The organism is Thermomonospora sp. CIF 1, from assembly GCF_001896795.1.
In the GTDB taxonomy this organism is placed as follows: domain Bacteria; phylum Actinomycetota; class Actinomycetes; order Streptosporangiales; family Streptosporangiaceae; genus Thermomonospora; species Thermomonospora curvata.
The window spans coordinates 354,092-371,701 of the sequence record NZ_MOYN02000015.1; the positions used below are offsets into that span (position 1 = coordinate 354,092).

Annotated in this window: 12 protein-coding genes; 9 read left to right on the forward strand and 3 right to left on the reverse strand. The window is 73.1% G+C overall.

Annotation, left to right across the window (positions count from 1 at the left end):
* Nucleotides 1-18 precede the first annotated feature (18 nt).
* The 4 genes from BUE48_RS09540 (at nt 19) to BUE48_RS09555 (ending at nt 7,124) form a co-directional block, all read left to right on the forward strand.
* Entirely contained in the window at nt 19-1,191 is a 1,173-nt protein-coding gene (locus BUE48_RS09540; protein WP_286989655.1) for an exonuclease SbcCD subunit D, read from the forward strand.
* Nucleotides 1,191-3,638 (forward strand): AAA family ATPase, encoded by a 2,448-nt coding sequence (locus BUE48_RS09545; RefSeq protein ID WP_012852268.1) that lies wholly within the window; start codon nt 1,191-1,193, stop codon nt 3,636-3,638. The genes BUE48_RS09540 and BUE48_RS09545 overlap by 1 nt, the downstream gene beginning before the upstream one ends.
* Nucleotides 3,635-4,648, forward strand: a complete 1,014-nt coding sequence (locus BUE48_RS09550; protein ID WP_012852269.1) for a hypothetical protein — start codon at nt 3,635-3,637, stop codon at nt 4,646-4,648. Before BUE48_RS09545 ends, BUE48_RS09550 begins: the two co-directional genes overlap by 4 nt.
* Nucleotides 4,649-5,117: 469 nt before the next feature.
* The gene (locus BUE48_RS09555; RefSeq protein WP_286989656.1) at nt 5,118-7,124 is read left to right on the forward strand and encodes an N-6 DNA methylase; all 2,007 of its coding nucleotides are present in this window, start codon (nt 5,118-5,120) and stop codon (nt 7,122-7,124) included.
* A 287-nt stretch (nt 7,125-7,411) separates the two neighbouring features.
* On the opposite strand, the gene BUE48_RS09560 is transcribed toward BUE48_RS09555, so the two are convergent.
* The gene (locus tag BUE48_RS09560; RefSeq protein ID WP_286989657.1) at nt 7,412-9,202 is read right to left on the reverse strand and encodes a PD-(D/E)XK nuclease family protein; all 1,791 of its coding nucleotides are present in this window, start codon (nt 9,200-9,202) and stop codon (nt 7,412-7,414) included.
* A gap of 173 nt (nt 9,203-9,375) precedes the next feature.
* On the opposite strand from BUE48_RS09560, the gene BUE48_RS09565 reads away from it, so the two are divergent.
* Entirely contained in the window at nt 9,376-10,107 is a 732-nt protein-coding gene (locus BUE48_RS09565; RefSeq protein WP_012852272.1) for an MBL fold metallo-hydrolase, read from the forward strand.
* Between the two features lie 60 nt (nt 10,108-10,167).
* Here the strand turns inward: BUE48_RS09565 and BUE48_RS09570 are convergent, their stop codons facing one another.
* Nucleotides 10,168-11,937, reverse strand: coding sequence for a serine/threonine protein kinase (locus BUE48_RS09570; RefSeq protein ID WP_286989658.1), 1,770 nt, complete (start codon nt 11,935-11,937; stop codon nt 10,168-10,170).
* A gap of 452 nt (nt 11,938-12,389) precedes the next feature.
* Here BUE48_RS09570 and BUE48_RS09575 point away from each other — a divergent pair, with 452 nt between their 5' ends.
* On the forward strand, nt 12,390-14,318 hold the full coding sequence (locus tag BUE48_RS09575) for a WD40 repeat domain-containing serine/threonine protein kinase (RefSeq protein ID WP_286989659.1): 1,929 nt from the start codon (nt 12,390-12,392) through the stop codon (nt 14,316-14,318).
* Between the two features lie 141 nt (nt 14,319-14,459).
* Here BUE48_RS09575 and BUE48_RS09580 read toward each other — a convergent pair whose 3' ends face one another.
* On the reverse strand, nt 14,460-14,912 hold the full coding sequence (locus BUE48_RS09580) for a VOC family protein (RefSeq protein WP_012852275.1): 453 nt from the start codon (nt 14,910-14,912) through the stop codon (nt 14,460-14,462).
* Between the two features lie 21 nt (nt 14,913-14,933).
* Here BUE48_RS09580 and BUE48_RS09585 point away from each other — a divergent pair, with 21 nt between their 5' ends.
* The 3 genes from BUE48_RS09585 to BUE48_RS09595 all read left to right on the forward strand — a co-directional run bounded on the left by BUE48_RS09585 (nt 14,934) and on the right by BUE48_RS09595 (nt 17,574).
* Entirely contained in the window at nt 14,934-15,536 is a 603-nt protein-coding gene (locus tag BUE48_RS09585; RefSeq protein WP_012852276.1) for a CGNR zinc finger domain-containing protein, read from the forward strand.
* Nucleotides 15,537-15,706: 170 nt separating this feature from the next.
* Nucleotides 15,707-16,882, forward strand: a complete 1,176-nt coding sequence (locus BUE48_RS09590) for a TRAFAC clade GTPase domain-containing protein (RefSeq protein WP_012852277.1) — start codon at nt 15,707-15,709, stop codon at nt 16,880-16,882.
* A gap of 20 nt (nt 16,883-16,902) precedes the next feature.
* Nucleotides 16,903-17,574 (forward strand): hypothetical protein, encoded by a 672-nt coding sequence (locus BUE48_RS09595; RefSeq protein WP_148232971.1) that lies wholly within the window; start codon nt 16,903-16,905, stop codon nt 17,572-17,574.
* Nucleotides 17,575-17,610: the final 36 nt, after the last annotated feature.

A 17,610-nucleotide genomic window follows, 5' to 3' on the forward strand; every position in this document is an offset into this window, starting at 1 on the left:
ACCCAGGAACGAGCCGACATGAAGATCCTGCACACCGCCGACTGGCACGTCGGCAAGGTGCTGCGCGGGCGGGCCCGGGCCGATGAGCACCGGGCGGTCCTCAAGGAGCTGGTCGAGCTGGCCCGCGCCGAGGACGTGGACGCGGTCATCGTCGCCGGGGACGTCTTCGACACCTCGGCGCCCACCCCGCCGTCCCAGGCCCTGGTGATGCAGACCCTCCTGGCGCTGCGGGAGGGCGGACGGCAGGTGGTGGTGCTGGCCGGCAACCACGACGACCCCCGCCTGCTGGATGTGTGGCGGCCGGTGCTGGGCGCCCTGGGCGTTCACGTGGTCGGCCGGTTCCGCCGCCCCGACGACGGCGGCGTGCTGTCGTGGACGACGAGGGCCGGGGAGGACGTCCGCCTGGCGGTGATGCCGTTTTTGTCGCACCGGTTCGTGGTGCGGGCGGTCGAGGCGCTCACCGACACCCCCGACCAGCACAACCGCAGCTACGCCGCCCGCTTCGCGCAGCTGGCCGCCGCCCTGACCGCCGGTTTCGGCGGCGACACCGTCAACCTGGTCGCCGCCCACGGCACGCTGCCGGGCGGCAAGCTCGGCGGCGGCGAACGCGAGGCCCAGACGATCTTCTCCTACTACTTCGAGGCCACCGCCTTCCCGCCCACCGTCCAGTACGCCGCCCTCGGCCACCTGCACCGCCGCCAGCAGATGCCCGGCCCGTGCCCGATCTGGTACAGCGGCGCACCGATCGCGGTCGACTTCGGCGAAGAGCACAACAGCCCGGGCGCGCTGCTGGTCACCGTCGAGCCGGGCAGGCCCGCTCAGGTCCGCGAGGTCACCCTCGCCTCCCCCCGGCCGCTGCGCACCGTCAACGGCTCCCTGGAGGAGCTGGAGGCGCAGGCCGAGAGCCTGCAGGACGCCTGGCTGCGGGTGGTGGTCGCCGAAAAGCCCCGGGCCGGCCTGGCCGACCGGGTCCGCCAGATCCTGCCGAACGCCCTGACCGTCGATGTCGACGAACGGTTCCGCCCCACCGCCGCCCGCCGGGAGGGCGGCGGCGCCGCCCGCGCCGCCCGCACCCCGCGGGAGCTGTTCCGCGACTACCTCGCCCAGACCGGACGCGACGACCCGCGGGTCATCGCCCTGTTCGACCGGCTGCACGATGAGGTCACCGCGAGCGGGGGAGGGGAGGGCTGATGCGCCCGCTGCGCCTGTACCTGGAGAACTTCGGCAGCTTCCGCGCGCCGACCTCGGTGGACTTCCACGATGTGGACTACTTCGTGCTCGTCGGCCCCACCGGCGCCGGCAAGAGCACCGTCATCGACGCGATCTGCTTCGCCCTCTACGGCACGGTGCCGCGCTGGGGGGATGAAAAGAAAGTCGGCCTGGCGCTGGCCCCCTCGGCCACCTCCGGCAAGGTCGCGCTGGTGTTCGAAGTGGGGGACCGGCGCTATGGGATCGTCCGCTCCCTGGTCCGCAACGCCCGCGGCACGGTCGCCACCCGCGAGGCCCGGCTGGATGAGCTCGACCCGTCCGCCGACCCCGCCCAGGACGTCACCGCGCTGCTGGCCTCCCCGGTGCGCACCCTGGCCGAGGGCGACCACGTCACCGCCGAGGTCGAGCGCCTCACCGGGCTGGAGTACAAGTTCTTCACCCAGTGCGTGATCCTCCCCCAGGGCCGCTTCGCCGAGTTCCTGCACGCCACCCCGAGCAAACGCCAGGAACTGCTCGTCCAGCTGCTGGACGCGGGCGTCTTCGACGCCATCCGGCAACGCGCCGTCGAAGAGGAGAAGAAGGCCGCCGCGGCGGCCCAGGCCGCCGAAGACCAGCTGGCCGCGCTCACCGACGCCGACGAGGAGGCCGAGGCGCGCGCCCGGCGCCGCCTGGAGGAGCTGACGGAGCTGGCCGAGCGGGTCCAAGGCTCCCTTGAGCGGCTGCGGGACCTGGACGGCCGCGTCACCGCGGCGGAAAGCGAGCTCAGCGCCGCCGACCAAGCCGTGCGGACACTCGGCACCGTCGCGATGCCCCCGCACGTGCCCACCCTCGCCGACGACCTGCGCGCCGCCACCGAACGGGCCGGGCAGCGGGCCGAGGAGGCCGAAAACCGCCGGCGAGCCGAGCAGCAGGCCTATGAGGAGCTGGCCGCCCTCGGCGACAAGACCGCCCTGACCTTGGCTTTGAAAGCCCACGAAGACCACGCCCGCCTCACCGGCCAGCTCGCCACCGCCCGCACCGGCCACCAGCAGGCCGTCGCGGACGTCTCCCGGGCCGAAGACCGGGTGCGGCAGGCGGAGGCCCGCCTGGAGGAGGCCGAAGCGCACCTGCAACGCGTCCGCGACGCGCACGCCGCCGCCGACCTGGCCCGGCGCCTCACCGTGGGCGAGCCCTGCCCGGTGTGCCTGCACCCGGTGGCCGAGCCGCCCGCCCACCCCGAACCGGCCGCCCTCCAGCAGGCCGAAGACGCCGTCCAAGGCCGCAAGGCGGAACTGGAGCAGGCCCGCCGCCACCACCGGCACACCCAGACCGTCGCCGACAAGGCCGAGCAGGCCGTCACAGACCTGACCGGCCGCCTGCAGGCACTGGCCGAGCAGCTCCGCGCCCACCCCGACGCCGCCGAGCTGCGAAAGAAGCTGGCCGCCATCGAGGAGGCCGAGCACGCGGCCCGGCGAGCCCGGCAGGAGGCCCAGCAGGCCCGCGCCGCCGCCGACGACGCCGAACGGCACCGCGCCAAGATCGCCGAAGAGGCCGCCGCGGCGCTGCGGAAACTGGACGCCGTCCGCGACACCCTCGTCCCGCTGGGCGCCCCGCCCGTCGACCGGCGGGACCTGCACGCCGCCTGGACCGCCCTGCTCACCTGGCGGGACCAGGAGCTGCAGCGGCGCCACCGGTCGCGCCGGGAAGCACAGGAACGGTTGGCCGCGGCGCGCGGCGAACGCGACCGGGAACGCGGCGCGGTGCGCACCCTCCTGGAGGAGGGCGGCCTCACCCCGCCCAAAGCGCTGGAACCCGACGCCATCGGGCGGGCCGTGGCCACCGCCCGCGCCCGCGCCGAAAGCGACCTGGAGGGCGTCCGGGAACGGCGCCGCCAGGCCGCCGCGCTCGCCGGCAGGGCCGCCGAGCACCGGGAGGCCGCCCAGGTCGCCCACGAGCTGGCGCTGCGGCTGCGGGCCAACAACTTCGAAAGCTGGCTGTGCGGCGAGGCGCTGGAAGTGCTGGTGAGCGCCGCCTCCCAAACCTTGAAGGAGCTGTCCGACGGCCAGTTCGAGCTGGTGCTGGACGCCCGCAACACCATCGAGGTCATCGACTACGCCGAGGCCGGGATGCGCCGCAACGTGCGCACCCTGTCGGGCGGGGAGACCTTCCAGGCGTCGCTGGCGCTGGCGCTGGCCCTCTCCGAGCAGGTCGCCGGGCTGTCGGCGGGCGCCGCCCGCAGCCTGGAGTCGATCTTCCTGGACGAGGGGTTCGGCACCCTGGATCCGGCGACGCTGGACACCGTGGCCGCCACGCTGGAGCGGCTGGCGACCGCCGGCGACCGGATGGTCGGCATCGTCACCCACGTCCCGGCCCTGGCCGAGCGGGTGCCGGTGCGCTTTGCGGTCTCCCGCGACGCCTCCGGCTCCCACCTGGAGAGGAGGAGTGCATGACCGTCGCTCCCGCCGCGTCCGCCTCGATCACCATCGACCCCTGGGACCCCGGGTACGCCACCTCCTTCACCGCCGAGGCCCTCACCGAGCTGGACGCCACCACCGCCGAGATCGACCTGGACGTGGAGGTCCCGGCCGCCCGCTGGCGCCCCATCACCCCCGCCGTCCCGGCCGCCCTGCCGCGCTCGCTGCTGATCGTCGACGGTGTGCGCCGCATCGAGGCCCGGGTCTGGGTGAGCGACCCCACCGGCGCCATGCCCACCGCCGGGATCGCCGCCTCCTGCGCGGCCGGAGTGGTCCGCTGCGACCTGGACGGTGCCGCCCCGGCGCAACTGGCCGAGGTCAGCGTGCGGCGGTCGCTGTTCACCCCCTCCCCGCATGCCGCCGCACTGCGCACCTGGGCCGGCGCCTACACCGTGCAGCCGGCCCCCGGCGCCGGCGCCGAGCAACTGTCGCTGGCGTTGCAGCGGCAGCTCAGCGAACTGGAGGTGGAGCTGGCGACGCGGCACCGCACCGCCGGCGAGGACGACCTGCTCATCCTCGACGGCCCCTTGCGCGGGCGCGCCCACCTGCCCCGCACCATCGGCTACGTCAAGACCCACCACACCGCCTACCTGTCCGGCCCGGCGGCCTCCGTGCTGGCCTCCCTGGCCCCCGGCCAGCGCACCCCGGTCTTCGGCATGGGCACCAGCTGGCGCCGCCATTCTTGGTATCTGCGCCTGCCGGTCCGCTCGCCCGCCCCCTGGGCCGGCATCGCCCGCTGCGAGGCCGGCGCGGACCTGCCCGCGGCGGAGGTGATCGCCCTGGCCGACTTGAGCACCGTGATCCTGCCGACCCTGGCCGGGGTGGACTACAAGGATCCCCGCGCTCCCCAGAACCTGGTCCCCATCGGCGGCCTGGAAAAGCTCCTTCGCCACCACCTGGGCGACGCCAAACTCCTCTACCGCGCTCTCCGCAGAGCCACCGCCAGGCCCTCGGCCGGTCCGGGAGACGGCGTGCGGCGCGTGTGAGCTCGCCGGACCCTTCCTTAATTCTCGTCTTCCGAGAATTTGTGAATGAAATCAACTGCTCGCGTGTTGGTCGGACATAGTCCCAATTCTCGGTAAGGCGCTTTGGTGGTATCGGGCGAACTGTGATACCACCAAGGAGCCCATGAGGTGTGGCCGGCCGTATCGGAAACGTTTCGCGTGCCGACGTCTCCGCAAGACGTCCTTGCCGTTGGCGGCGGTGGGAACCCGGCAAAGGCCGCTGACGTTGCCTGAAAGGCCGTCTTGCGGGCCGACTGCATTGCCGTGGAGGGCGATCCGCCGCGGTGCGCGATCTTCACAGTGCCGGTCGAGCAGACCGGCTGCGCGTCCGCCGCGCCCAAGCATCGGCTGTGACCTGGGCAGAGAGATGTTCACGCGTCAAGCCGATCTTTATGTGAATATAATCGACCAACAACATTCAGGCTAGGAGGCCGCGGTGCAGGACGCGACGGTGACCGCTGCGGACATCGCCCGCCTGGCCGGGGTCGGCCGGGCGGCGGTGAGCAACTGGCGCAAGCGGCATGACGACTTTCCGCAACCGGTGGGCGGTACCGCCACCAGCCCGTCTTTCTCCCTGCTCGAGGTGCAGGCGTGGCTGCGGGCGCAGGGCAAGCTGGCCGGCGCCCCCGCCGACGAGCAGCTGTGGCAGGAGCTGCGCCGGCTGGCCGACTCCACCGACGAGCTGGTGGACGTGCTGATGTTCGCCGGGGCGTTCCTGCTGTACCTGCACCGCGACCGGCGCGGCTGGCGGAAACTGTCGCGCGGCACCGACGAGGAGATCGCCGCCGCGCTGCCCAAGGCGGTGCGCGCCGCCGTCGCCGACCTGCCGGGAGAGCGGGTGCTGCCCGCCGAGCCGCCGTCCTCCTGCGTCACCGTGGCCAAGGGCGTGGCCGCGCTGGCCCGGGAACGAGGCGAGCAGCAGGCTTTCGAGTTCCTCCGCGAGCGTTATCTCGACCTGCACAAGCGGCGCACCCAGGAGACGCCGCCCCAGGTCGTCCGCCTGGTGGCCGAGCTGGCCGGCCCGCGCATCGAGACGGTGCTGGACCCGACCTGCGGATCGGGGGCGTTCCTGGCCGGGATGCTCGCCAAGGGGACGCGCCGGCGGCTGCTGGGCCAGGACGTCGATGAGGCCGTGGCCCGCCTGACCGCCATCTGGCTGGCCCTGCTGGACGCCGACGCCGACATCCGCTCCGGCGACTCACTGCGCCGCGACGCCTTCCCCGGAGAGCAGGCCGACCTGGTCGTCGCCAACCCCCAGTTCAACGACCGCAACTGGGGCTATGACGAGCTGACCACCGACCCGCGCTGGGAGTACGGCCTGCCCCCGCGCACCGAGTCCGAACTGGCCTGGGTGCAGCACTGCCTGGCGCACTGCAGGCCCGGCGGGCTGGCGGTGCTGCTGATGCCCCCGGCCGCCGCCGGCCGCCGCGCCGGCCGGCGCATCCGGGCCAACCTGCTGCGCCGCGGCGCCCTGCGCGCGGTGATCACCCTGCCGCTGGGCGCCGTCCCCAACACCGCGGTCCCCCTCACCGTGTGGGTGCTGCGCCGCCCGGTGCCGGATGAACGCCTGCCCAGCCAGGTCCTCATGGTCGACACCTCCCGCTCCGGCGAGGGCTTTGTGGAGACGGCCGGTCGGCTGTGGCGGCGTTTCACCGACGACCCCGAGGCCGACCTGGACGAACCGGGCGAGGGCCGCGCCGTGCGGATCATCGACCTGCTCGACGACGAGGTCGACCTGACCCCCGCGCGCCACATCTCCCGGCCCACCGCGGCCCCGGCCATCGACCGGGTCGTGAAGCTGCGCGAGGAGCTGGTGCGGCTGCTGGACGAACTGGCCGGCATGGTGCCCCCGGTCGAGCCCGCCCAGCCCGGCTCGGTGTCCGTCGTCACCGTCGCCGATCTGGCCCGGCTGAACCTGCTGGAGATCTGCCAGGCGTCCGGCCGGCCCTCCCCCGAGGCCGCCGCCGACCGGCCGGTGCTGACCGCCGACGACGTGGTCGCCGGCCGTCCGCCCACCGGCGGCCCCGACGACCAGGGCCTCAGCGGCGACCAGCCGGTGGAGCTGCGCCCCGGCGACGTGGTCGTCTCCACCCTGCTGCGGGAGGCCGCCGCCACCATCGTCACCGAGCCCGGCGCGCTGCTCGGCCGCCACCTGGTCCTGCTGCGTCCCGACCCGGCCCGCCTGGACCCCGACTACCTGGCCGGCGTCCTGTGCACCTCGGCCAATCTGCGCCACCACACCTCCATGTCGTCCGGCTACCGGCTGGACGTGCGGCGCGCGGAGATCCCGCTGCCGTCGCTGGAGGAGCAGCGCCGCCAAGGAGCGCTGTTCCGGCGGCTGCGGCAGATCGTGGCCGGGTTGCGCCGGGCCGGCGACCTGGGCGCCGAACTGGCCAGGCTCATCGGCGACGGCCTGGCCGAAGGCACGCTCCGCCCCGTTTCCGCCCCCGGCGACTGACCTGCACCCGGCCGCCGGGACGTCGAAGCCGGCGGCCTTAATGCCGTGCCCGGACGAACCGGCCGGGGAGCCGGGCTTCGAGGGCCGTGACGTGGGCGCCCGGCGAACGCCGCCCCCGCCGCTTTGCGCCTTTAAGTTCGGCGTATCACGGCGTGGGCAGATCCCGGCCGGCGGGTACGACTGGCCCTGCACCCCGCCCGGGGCCGGCGCGCCCCGCCGGCTGAGCCGCTCGGTCGGTTTCATCGGTGCCGGCCGAGAGACGTTCCGTCTTTTGCTCCCGCCGCCGGTCAGAACGGCGGGGCCTCGTCGGGGTCGGGGTCGCTCAAAGACGCGCAGACGGCGGCGGCGCGGGTGGTGAGCGGGCCGGAGGCGTCCAGGACCTCGCCGGTGCGGGGGTCGATGAGGACGCCGTCCACCTCGATGGGGCCGCCATGGCCGTCTTCGGCGGGGGTGCGGGGAGCGGGGCACCACTGGGCGGTGGGGCAGCGTTCGCACCAGGGGCCGGGGGAGGCGGCGAACTCGGTGTCGTGCAGCCACGGGCCGGCCATCCGGGTGATCTGGCCGCGGGCGGCCTGCAGCACCTGCGGGTCGGCGGCGTCGAAGGCGGTCAGGTGGGCCCGGGAGGGGGTCAGCACCTCCAGTTCGACGGTGCCCTCCGGTTCGCCGAAGACGCCGTGGGCGATCAGCAGCACCGCCAGCGCCAGCTGGGGCACCTGCGCGAACACCTCCTCCGGGGTGCCCGACGGCGGCGCGCCCGTGGTGGTCTTCTGCTCCCGGTACACCAGCCGGCCGTCCACTCGGCGCAGCAGGTCGGGATGGGCGATCACCAGTACGTCGGCGACCGGGTCGAAGGCGGCCACGACCGGTTCGGGCCGCACCTGGTCGATGCGGCCCGGCCCGGCCAGCGGGCAGGTCGCCAGGTGCGCCAGCAGGTACGGCCTGGCCTGGCGGTATTCCTCGGCGGTCAGCTCCGCGGCGAGCGGGCCGGGCTCGGCGGCGTCGGGGTCGGGCAGGTCGCCGGGTGAGCACGGCCGTCCCCTGCGGTGCGCGGCCTCCAGCCAGCGGTGCACGGCGCGCCCGCGCCGCACCGCCGAGTCGTCGCCGGGGGCGGCGGCGGGCAGGTGGAGCTGCCGCATGTGCGCCCGCGCCGGGCAGACCGCATAGTCGCGGCCGGTGGTGACCGACCAGGTCCGCCGGTGCGTGCCCGCCTCCTCCGCCCCCAGCAGGCCGGGTGCGTGCGGCAGGTCCTCGCAGTGGGCGCGCAGCTTGCACTCCAGGCAGTCCGAGCCCGCCCGCCGCTCGCCGCCCAGCACCACGCCCTGGGCCAGCGGCCGGACCCGCTCCAGGTAGGCGCGCCGCACCCGCTCGGGGGAGTCGTCCAGCAGCACCCGCGGCGGCACTCCCTCCAGCAGGGTGACCTCGACGATCCGGATGCGGGTGGGGGCGTCGGCGTCGTCGATCACCTCCACCGGGACGTCCTGGTAGACGTTGCCGACCGCGCGCCGCCCGGCGGCGGTCACGAACGCCAGCGCCAGGGTGGAGGGGGTGTGCTCGTCCCCCGCCCGGCTCATGCGCAGCCGCCGGAACTCGCGGACGGTGCCGTCCGTGGAGCCGTACCAGCGGCCCCAGGCCGTCAGCATCCGCAGCTCGGCCGCCGAGGCCGACTGCACGATCCGCGGCAGCCGCTCGGGCGCCAGCGCGATGCCCTCGGCCTCCAGCTCGTCGGTGATCCATTCGGCGGCCCGCAGGTAGGCCCGGCAGGCGTGCGACACCCACACGGCGACCCCCGGGTGCACCGGGGTGCGGTTGGCGGCGACGGCCTCTTCGGCGGCCTGCCGCAGGTCCCGGCCGTCGAACTCCACCGCGTCCAGCGCCCGCATCACCAGCCCGAGCGGGAAGGTCTCCAGCGGGGGATGGCGCCGCCGCTCGCGGATCCGGGGCCACAGCCCGGTGCGGGCCTTGAGCGCGGCGAAGTCGGCGCACTGCCGGTCGGTGCGGTCCAGCAGGCTCGCCGACAGCCGGATCACCGCGGGGTCGCCCCGCAGCCCGGCGTGACCGGCCCAGCGATCGTGGCTCATCCTGTTGGCTCCCCAGGGTCGACGACGACACGCACAGTACAGCACACGTGAACTCAATCAACCATGGACTTTGTGGAAATGATCTGTTTGTCCGTGCCGGATTCCGCCCAGAGCCGATCCGCTGAGGGCGTAGCCCTCTACGCCCTGCCCGCCGGGCTTTTTAGCGTGCCCGTATGGACCTCGTGCAGCTGACCCCTGAGCTGACCTTCCTGCGATTCCCCGTCGGGCACGTGTACCTGTGGCGCGACCCGGACGGCCTGACGCTGATCGACTCCGGCGCGCCCGGCGCCGCGGAAATGATCGCAGAGGCGATCCGGCGCCTGGGACACCGCCCTGCGGACGTGCGGCGCCTGGTGCTCACCCACGGGCACGTCGACCACGCCGGAGGAGCGGCCGAGATCGCCTCGTGGGGCGAGGTGACCGTGCTCGCCCACCGGGCCGAGGCCCCCGTCCTCCGCGGCGAGCGCCTCCAGCCGCCCCCCAACCTGGCCGACTGGGAACGCCCCATCTTCGAACGGGCCAACGCGCAACTGCCGGCCGCCACCGCCGCCCCGGTGCGGGTGGACCGCGAACTGGACGACGGCGACGTCATCGACTTCGGCGGCGGGGCGCGCGTGGTGGCGGTGCCCGGCCACACCGACGGCAGCATCGCGCTTTACCTGCCCGGCCCGCGCGTGCTGTTCACCGGGGACCTGGCCGCCCGCGACCCGGCCGACCCCGACCCGGACACCCCGGTCATGCTGGGGGTGTTCAACCTCGACACCGCCCAGGCCGCCGCCTCCTTCAAACGCCTGGCGACCCTGGAGGCCGAGATCGCCTGCTTCGGCCACGGCGAACCGGTCACCGCCGGCGCCGCCGCCCGCCTGCAGGCCACCGCCGAACGCCTCCCGGACCCGGCACCCTGAGTGCGCCGAACCTGTGGGGCCGGGCCGCCTCAGCGGGGACGAGATATCTCATCGGAAAGCTCAGTAGGGCTTGACGATGGTGCCGCTACGACCCCAATCCTGGTAAACGGCCCAGTAACTGGCGCCGATGAACGTTCCTTCCAAAGGAAATCGAAATTCGACATCGAGTCGTGCCGGAAGGAATTCATTGGTGACGGTCAGAGTGAAAGTCATCAAGACTCTGCGGTCGGCAAAGAATTTGTAGAAGGGAGCGATCGGGCCATCGTACGACAGCTTTACCGGAGAGGCGCTGCCTCGGTAGGTGTGGGTGCCTTCGTCGCTGGTCCGCTTGAGCTCTGAAGCGTTCCTCAGCAGGGTGGTGATGTTGTATGGCGAAGTCAGCAAGCGAGCTTCCACGGCCAGGTTGAGATGAGGATGTCCTTGGTCGGTCCTGCTGGGATCGATGGGAATTCTCTGGCCGTACCCCGGCACATAACCAGAAGTGCCGACGAGGACTACGCGGGTGGGGAAGCTGTCTTCAAGGCCCGGGTTGGCGTTGTACACGGTCATGTCGTAGTCGGTGGCGGAACCGGGGCGGTATTGCAGGCGTCCGGTGGCTTTGAGATGGTGGGTGCTTTGAGACAGCAGACCTTCGGCTTTGAAAGCGGCGGTTCGGCGTGACGCCATGGCCTGCTCGACGGCGGCTGCGATCTCGGTCGGGGTCCGCGGGAACGAAGGCGCCGAGCGGATGGGCTGTGCACTCGGCTGAGAGGCGCCCGGCGCATCCCGCCTGGACGCAGGAGCCGGAGAGGCAATGGCGTGTGAAGCACGCGGGTCGGACTCGCCGTTGAGAGCGATGGCGCCGCCGGTGAAGGTCAGCAGGGCGACGGTCGCCGCGACGCCGGTGAGGACGGCCCACTGCGGCGGGCGGCGGCCGGACGGCGGGCGGTCCAGGCGCAGCGTGGTCCAGCGGGCGGTGCGCTCGTCGGCCAGGGCCTGATCGTCGGCGGCGGCCAGGGCGCGGCCCTGTTCCAGGGCCTGGGCGGCGGGGATGGGGCCTTCGGTGTGCTCCAGCAGGCGCAGCAGCACCTCCCGGCTGTCGGGGCGCTTGGCCGCGTCCCGCGACAGGCAGTCGGCGACCAGGTCGCGCAGCGGGCCGGCCAGGGCGCCCAGGTCGGGCCTGCCGGTCATGATGCGGTTCATCACCGCCGGGATGGTGTCCTGCCCATAGGGCGGACGGCCGTTGGCGGCGTAGGCGATCGTGGCGCCCCAGGCGAAGACGTCGGCGCGCGGCCCCACCGGCTCGCCGGCCAGCTGCTCGGGCGCCATGTAGGACGGGGTGCCCACCACGGTGCTGGTGGCGGTGACGGTGGCGTCCAGGGCGCGGGCGATGCCGAAGTCGATGACCCGCGGCCCGTCCGGGCCGAGCAGCACGTTGCCGGGCTTGAAGTCGCGGTGCACCACTCCGGCCTGGTGAATGGCGGCCAGCGCGGTGGCGGTCCCGACCGCCAGCCGGTACAGCGCCGGTCCCGTCAGCGGCCCGTCGCTTTCGACGGCCTCCCGCAGCGACGGGCCGTCGATGTACTCGGTGACCACGTACGGGGCGCCCTCGTCCTCCCCGTCGCCGAGGATCCTCGCGGTGCAGAACGGCGAGACCCGCCGTGCGGCGGCGATCTCCTTGCGGAAGCCGTCCAGCCGCGCCCGGTCGTGCAGCAGTTTGATCGCCACGCGTTCGCCGGTCTCGGTCTCGGCCAGGTAGACCACGCCTTGCCCGCCCTCGCCGAGCCGGCCCACCAGCCGGTGCCCGCCGATCCGCTCGGGGTCGCGCGAGGTCAAGGGCAGGACGGGCACGGGACTCCTTCGTTCGTCGGGGGAGGGCTGGTCGCGGGCGTGTCGTGCCGGCCCGCTGTCGGTGGGGCATAGGCAACCACAAGGTACATGTGAATGCAATCAACAGATGTCGGGCTATCGGGTCGAATCGACCGCTTTGAGTGCTCGGTCCACAGGTGCGAAGCCTAGGAGGGCGGCTCACGCGGCCGCCTCCCACCGGGCCCGGGGTGCTTCACCTGGCGGGAAAGGTCCGCCACAAGATCGACAAGGACTCCCGCCCTCGGTCGGCCCGCTGTTTTCGAATACAGTTCGAAATGGTCATGACATGGGGTTGAATACAACGAATGTTACGGCCACAAGCGGCAATCGATGATCAAAGTCGGCATTCGGTTGGAAGGGGCGGCTTCTGCAAGAATGCTGCCGCGGCCGGAGGGGGCCGATCACTGCGGCGGCCAGGGCGGAAAGGCGGTGCGGTGCGGCGCGGAATGCTGCTCGGTGGCAAGTATCGGCTGGTGGAGCGGCTGGGCCGGGGCGGCATGGGAGAGGTGTGGTCGGCCGACGACCACCAGCTGGGCCGCCGGGTCGCCGTCAAGATCCTGCACGCCGATCTGAGTTCCGACCGGGTGGTGGCCGCGCGGCTGCGCCGGGAGGCCAGGACCGCGGCGGCCCTCCAGCACCCGGGAATCACCGTCGTCCACGACATCGGCGAGCACGAGGGCCATCCCTACTTTGTGATGGAACTATTGGAAGGGACAAATTTCGCCGAACTGCTGGCCGATAACCCCGGCGGGCTGCCCGTCGCACGGGTGGCCTCGCTGATGGCCCCGGTGGCGGAGGCACTGGCCTACGCCCATCGCAAAGGCGTGGTGCACCGCGACATCAAACCCGCCAACCTGGTTGAACTATCCGAAGGCGGAGTGAAGATCTGTGACTTCGGGCTCTCCCGGTACGCCGGGGCCGGCAGCAGCCTGACCGGCACCGGCGGCGCACTGGGCACTCCCGCCTACATGGCCCCCGAGCAGTACGCCGGCCGCTCCGCCGACGCCCGCAGCGACCTGTACTCCCTCGGCTGCACCCTGTACGCCCTGCTGGCCGGACGGCCCCCGTTCCCCGGCCCGACCATGGTCGACATGATGCGCCAGCACCTCATGGAGCCCCCGCCCGACCTGGCCGAACGGCGCCCGGACGTCCCCGCCGACCTGCACCGCCTGCTGCGGCGGCTGCTGGCCAAGGACCCCTACGACCGTCCCGCCTCCGCCGAGGAGGTGCATCGGGTCGTCGGCGCCCTGGCCGGGCCCGCCCGTCGGCGGCCGGACCCGCCCGCCGACCCCGTCCCGGAGCCCCGGCCCGCTGAGCGGCCGGCGCGGCTCTCCCCGGCGCGGCGCCCCTGGCGGCTGCCCTCCCCGCCGATGCCGGCGGACGAGGGACGCGGCGCCGACCGCATCGAGACCACCAGCACCCCGATCAGGATGCGCGGCGGCCTCGTCCCCGGTCACCCGTCCTGGCCCGGGCCTCCGAGCGGCGCCTCCTGCGCCGCCACGCTCGCCTGCGCCGTCCCGGTCCTGGCGGCGGTCTTCAGCCCGGACGGCCGGCTGCTGGCCACCGGCGGGGAAGGCGATGCGGCGCTGCTGTGGGAGGTGGGCACCCGCCGTGCCGTGGCGGCCTTCGAAGACCATCCCGCCGGAATCCGCGCGGTCGCCTTCAGCCCCGACGGCCGGCTGCTGGCCACCGGCGGCGACGATGAGGTGGTCCGGCTGTGGAGCGTGACCGCCCACCGGCTCGTCACCGTCCTCAAAGGCCACGCCGGCGGCGTCAGCGCACTGGCCTTCAGCCCGGACGGCGCGCGCCTGGCCGTCGGCGGCGGCAACCGGGCCGTCAAGGTCTGGGACCTCGCCGCCCTGCGCACCGTCGCCGCTCCCAAGGCACCGGCGGGCGGAGTCTGCGCACTGGCCTTCAGCCCGGACGGCGCGCGCCTGGCCGCGGCCGTCCGCAACGAGCGGGTCCTGCTGTGGGACGCGGCCGCCTTCCGCACCGTCACCGAGCTGAGAGGCCACAGCGGCCCGGTCCGCGCCGTGGCCTTCCGCCCGGACGGGACCACCCTGGCCACCGGGGGAGAGGACGGCACCGCCCGGCTGTGGGACCTGGCCACCCGCTACACCATCGCCCCGCTCAAGGGGCATGCCGGCCCGGTTCGTTCAGTGGCCTTCCGCTCCGACGGCGCCACCCTGGCCACCGGCGGCGACGACGGCACCGCCCGCCTGTGGGACGGCGCCAACGGCGCCCCCACCGCCACCCTCACCGGCCATGCCGGCCCGGTCCGCGCCGTGGCCTTCGGCCCCGAGGGCATGACGCTGGCCACCGGAAGCCTCGACCGGACGGTCCGCCTCTGGCAGCTGCACTGAGCCCTCTGCCGCCGGGACGCGCCGTCGAAAATCTTCTGGGGATGGCGGGCCGGCCGGTAGCGCCCTTGAGGTGATCCGCACGGTGCGGACGTCGCCGCGCACCCGTGCGGCCACCGTGACGCCGCGGCCGTCTCCCGGCGGTCAGGCGGCGCAGAACTCGTTGCCCTCGGGGTCCTTCATGATCCACCACCGTCCGGCCGGTCCCTTGTCGACCTCGCGGACGCGGGCGGCGCCCAGCGACTCCAGGCGCTCCACCAGCTCGTCGGTCCGGCCGGGCTCGGCGTGCACGTCGATGTGCAGGCGGTTCTTGACCGTCTTGCCCTCGGGCACGTCCTGAAACAGCAGCCGCCGCCCCAGCCCGATCCCGCTGACCTCGTCGAACGGGTCGTCCGGGTGCCGGATCGCCGCATAACCGCGGAAGATGCGCCGCCCCCGGTGCTCGGTGACGGCGTCCTCGCTCAGCTGCCCGGAGGCCAGCAGCCGCTCGATCAGCGGGCTGGGGTCCTCCACCTCGTACTCCAGCGCGGCGGCCCAGAAGTCCGCCAGCACGGGCGCGTTCCGGGAGTCGATGACCAGTTTCCAATGCAAAGCCATGTAACCGTTTATATTGGTTACATGGACGCATCGGCAACCCCCGGAATCCCGCTGCGCTCCCACACCGGGACCGTCTACCGCTTCGACCCCGGCGCACTCTGCCTGGAACTGCTGACCACCGGCGGCCCCGGCCCCTTCCGCCGCCACGAGGTCCTGCACGCCCCCGCCGACCTGGCCGCCTGGGCCGAACGCTGCCGGCTGACCCCGACCCCCCAGCTGCAGATCACCGACTCGGAAGTGGCCGACGCCCGCAGACTGCGCGACGCCCTCTTCCGCATCGCCCTGGCCCGCACCCGCGACGAGCCCCCCGCCCCAGACGACCTGGCGACCCTCAACGAAGCCGCCGCCCACCCACCGCTGACCCCGGCCATCACCCCGGACGGCCGCCGCCGCTGGGCGACCCCCGCCACCGGCACCCAGCTGCTGTCCACCGTCGCCCGCGACGCCGTGGACCTGCTGACCGGCCCGCTGGCCGACCGCATCCGCACCTGCGCCGCCGCCGACTGCCACCTGATCTACGTCGACACCTCACGCCCCGGCCGCCGCCGCTGGTGCTCCATGGAAAACTGCGGCAACCGCCACAAGGTCCGCACCCACCGCGCCCGCCGCTCCCAGCAGGACTGACCCGTATCCCACCCGTGGCCTTGGAGACCGGGCATCGCGGGCGAATGGCGGTCTTTTCCGGTAAAGCCATCACGTGATGGAATTCGTGCCGGGCGACTCCTCCACGCTGGCGCCGGCGGAAGGTTCTTCGCCATATGACCTAGGCGCCTGCCGCGCGGAGGGGGGCAACGATGGACATCAGCATCCTGGTGCTGGGCGCCCAGGGCGCGGGGAAAACGGTCTACCTCGCCGGGCTCTACCAGCAGCTGTCGATCGCCAACATCGACAACGTCGTGACCTTGGAGACCCGCGAACGGTACGCCCGGCGGCTCTTCAACACCTACCTGCACCTTCTGGACGTCAGCCGGGAGTTCCCCCCGCCGACCCCCTGGGGTGTGGAATCGGTGTCGTTCAACTGTGTGCTGACCAACCGGCACGGCTCTTTCCCACTGTTCAAGGCCACCTACCACGACTACACGGGGGAGATGCTCGACCCCCGCCACATCCCCGAAGACGAGGACGATGAGCAGCTGCAGCGGGTGAACCGCCTCATCGACACGGCCGACGTCTTCATCGTGCTGATCGACGGCTTGAAGATGCTGCGGCTGCTGCAGGGGGACCCGTTGATGGCGCTCTGGCTGGACCAGTACCTGCCGTTCGTCCTCAGGCACCTGGCGAAGCCCGGGCCGCAAGGGTTGCGCCCGGTGCACTTCGTGGTCACCAAGTGGGACCTGCTGGACGGCGAGTTCACCCTGGAAGAGGTCCGGGAGAAGCTGCTGGCCCAGCACTTCATGCCGGGCTTTCTGGAGCATCGGAGGGAACACGACAACTCGCCGGTCCGGCTGATCCCGGTCAGTGTGACCGGGCCGTTCGCCCGCCTGTCGGAGAGCGGCGTCATCGAGAAGGTTCCCGGCCAGTCCATCAGCCCCTGCAATGTGGAGGTGCCGTTCGTGGCCATCCTCCCCGACATGATCCGGGCGGCCCTGAAGGAGACCAGGTCCCTGGAACCGTCCTGGGATTCCGCCCGCGAGGCGCGCTTGGCGCAGCAGGCCGGCTTCCTCGACCAGAGCCGGCAGCTGCTGGAAGGGCCTGTGGGGCGGCTGGTCGACCGGATCATGGGGCAGACCGGCCTGGCCACCAGGACCACCTACGCGGGGGCACGCGCCTGGCTGGAGGATCTGATCGAACGCCGGCGGAAGGCCGTGGGGCGCGAGCTGGAGCACTTGCACCGGGAACACCAGCGCAAGCAGCGGGATGTGGAAACCCGTGAGGCGGCGTTGGAGCTGGCCCTGGAGAGCTTCGAGGCACGGCTGCACTCCTTTGAGGAGAAGTACCCCGCCTCCCTCCTCATCGGCGGAGGCCTGTGATGGGCGGGAGTTCGATCCGGATGTGGCCATTCGTCATCGTCCAGACCTGGCCGGTGCTGGTCCCCGACGTCCTGCTGACCGGCGCCGGCAAGGACGCCCGCGGCGAGCGGCTGCTGGTGCGCACCGCCACCCCCGGGCTGGAAGTGACCAGCGAGCCGCTGATCCGCGAGCTGCACCTGCCCGGCGGTGAGGGACCGATGACGGTCGTGTTCCGTTACGTCCCCATCGCCGGACGGGACGTGGGCCGCTCCGAGGAGTGGGTGCGCGACGAGGCGACCCGCCGGATGCACATGATCGAGGGAGTCATGATCGACGGGACCGGGGACGACCTTCCCGGCGACGTCGCCGGAGTGCTCCAGATCCGCCGTCGGGAGGTCCTCGACGCGGTCCGCGGCTACCTTGACGCCCCCGTCAGACCACCGGCCATCCGCACTTCGGCCCCCGCCCCGCTTCCCGGCGTCCTCGTGGCCGCACGGCCCAGGCCGGCGGAACCTCCCAAGGAGGTTCCCACCGGCCCGGCACGTCCCCCCGGGCTCTCCCGCCCTCCCTCCAAGACCCCGGCGGCAGCCGGCGCCTCCGGCCGCCCGCAGGCCGGGCGGCGCCTGCTCGCCTGGCCGGTGCTGCGCCTGCTGGGCTGCGGCGCCGCCCTGGGCATCGCCGTGTGGGAGATCATCCGCGCCATCGTGAGCTGAGAGTTCCGGCCTGCCGCCTGTGCGGACGGCGGGCCG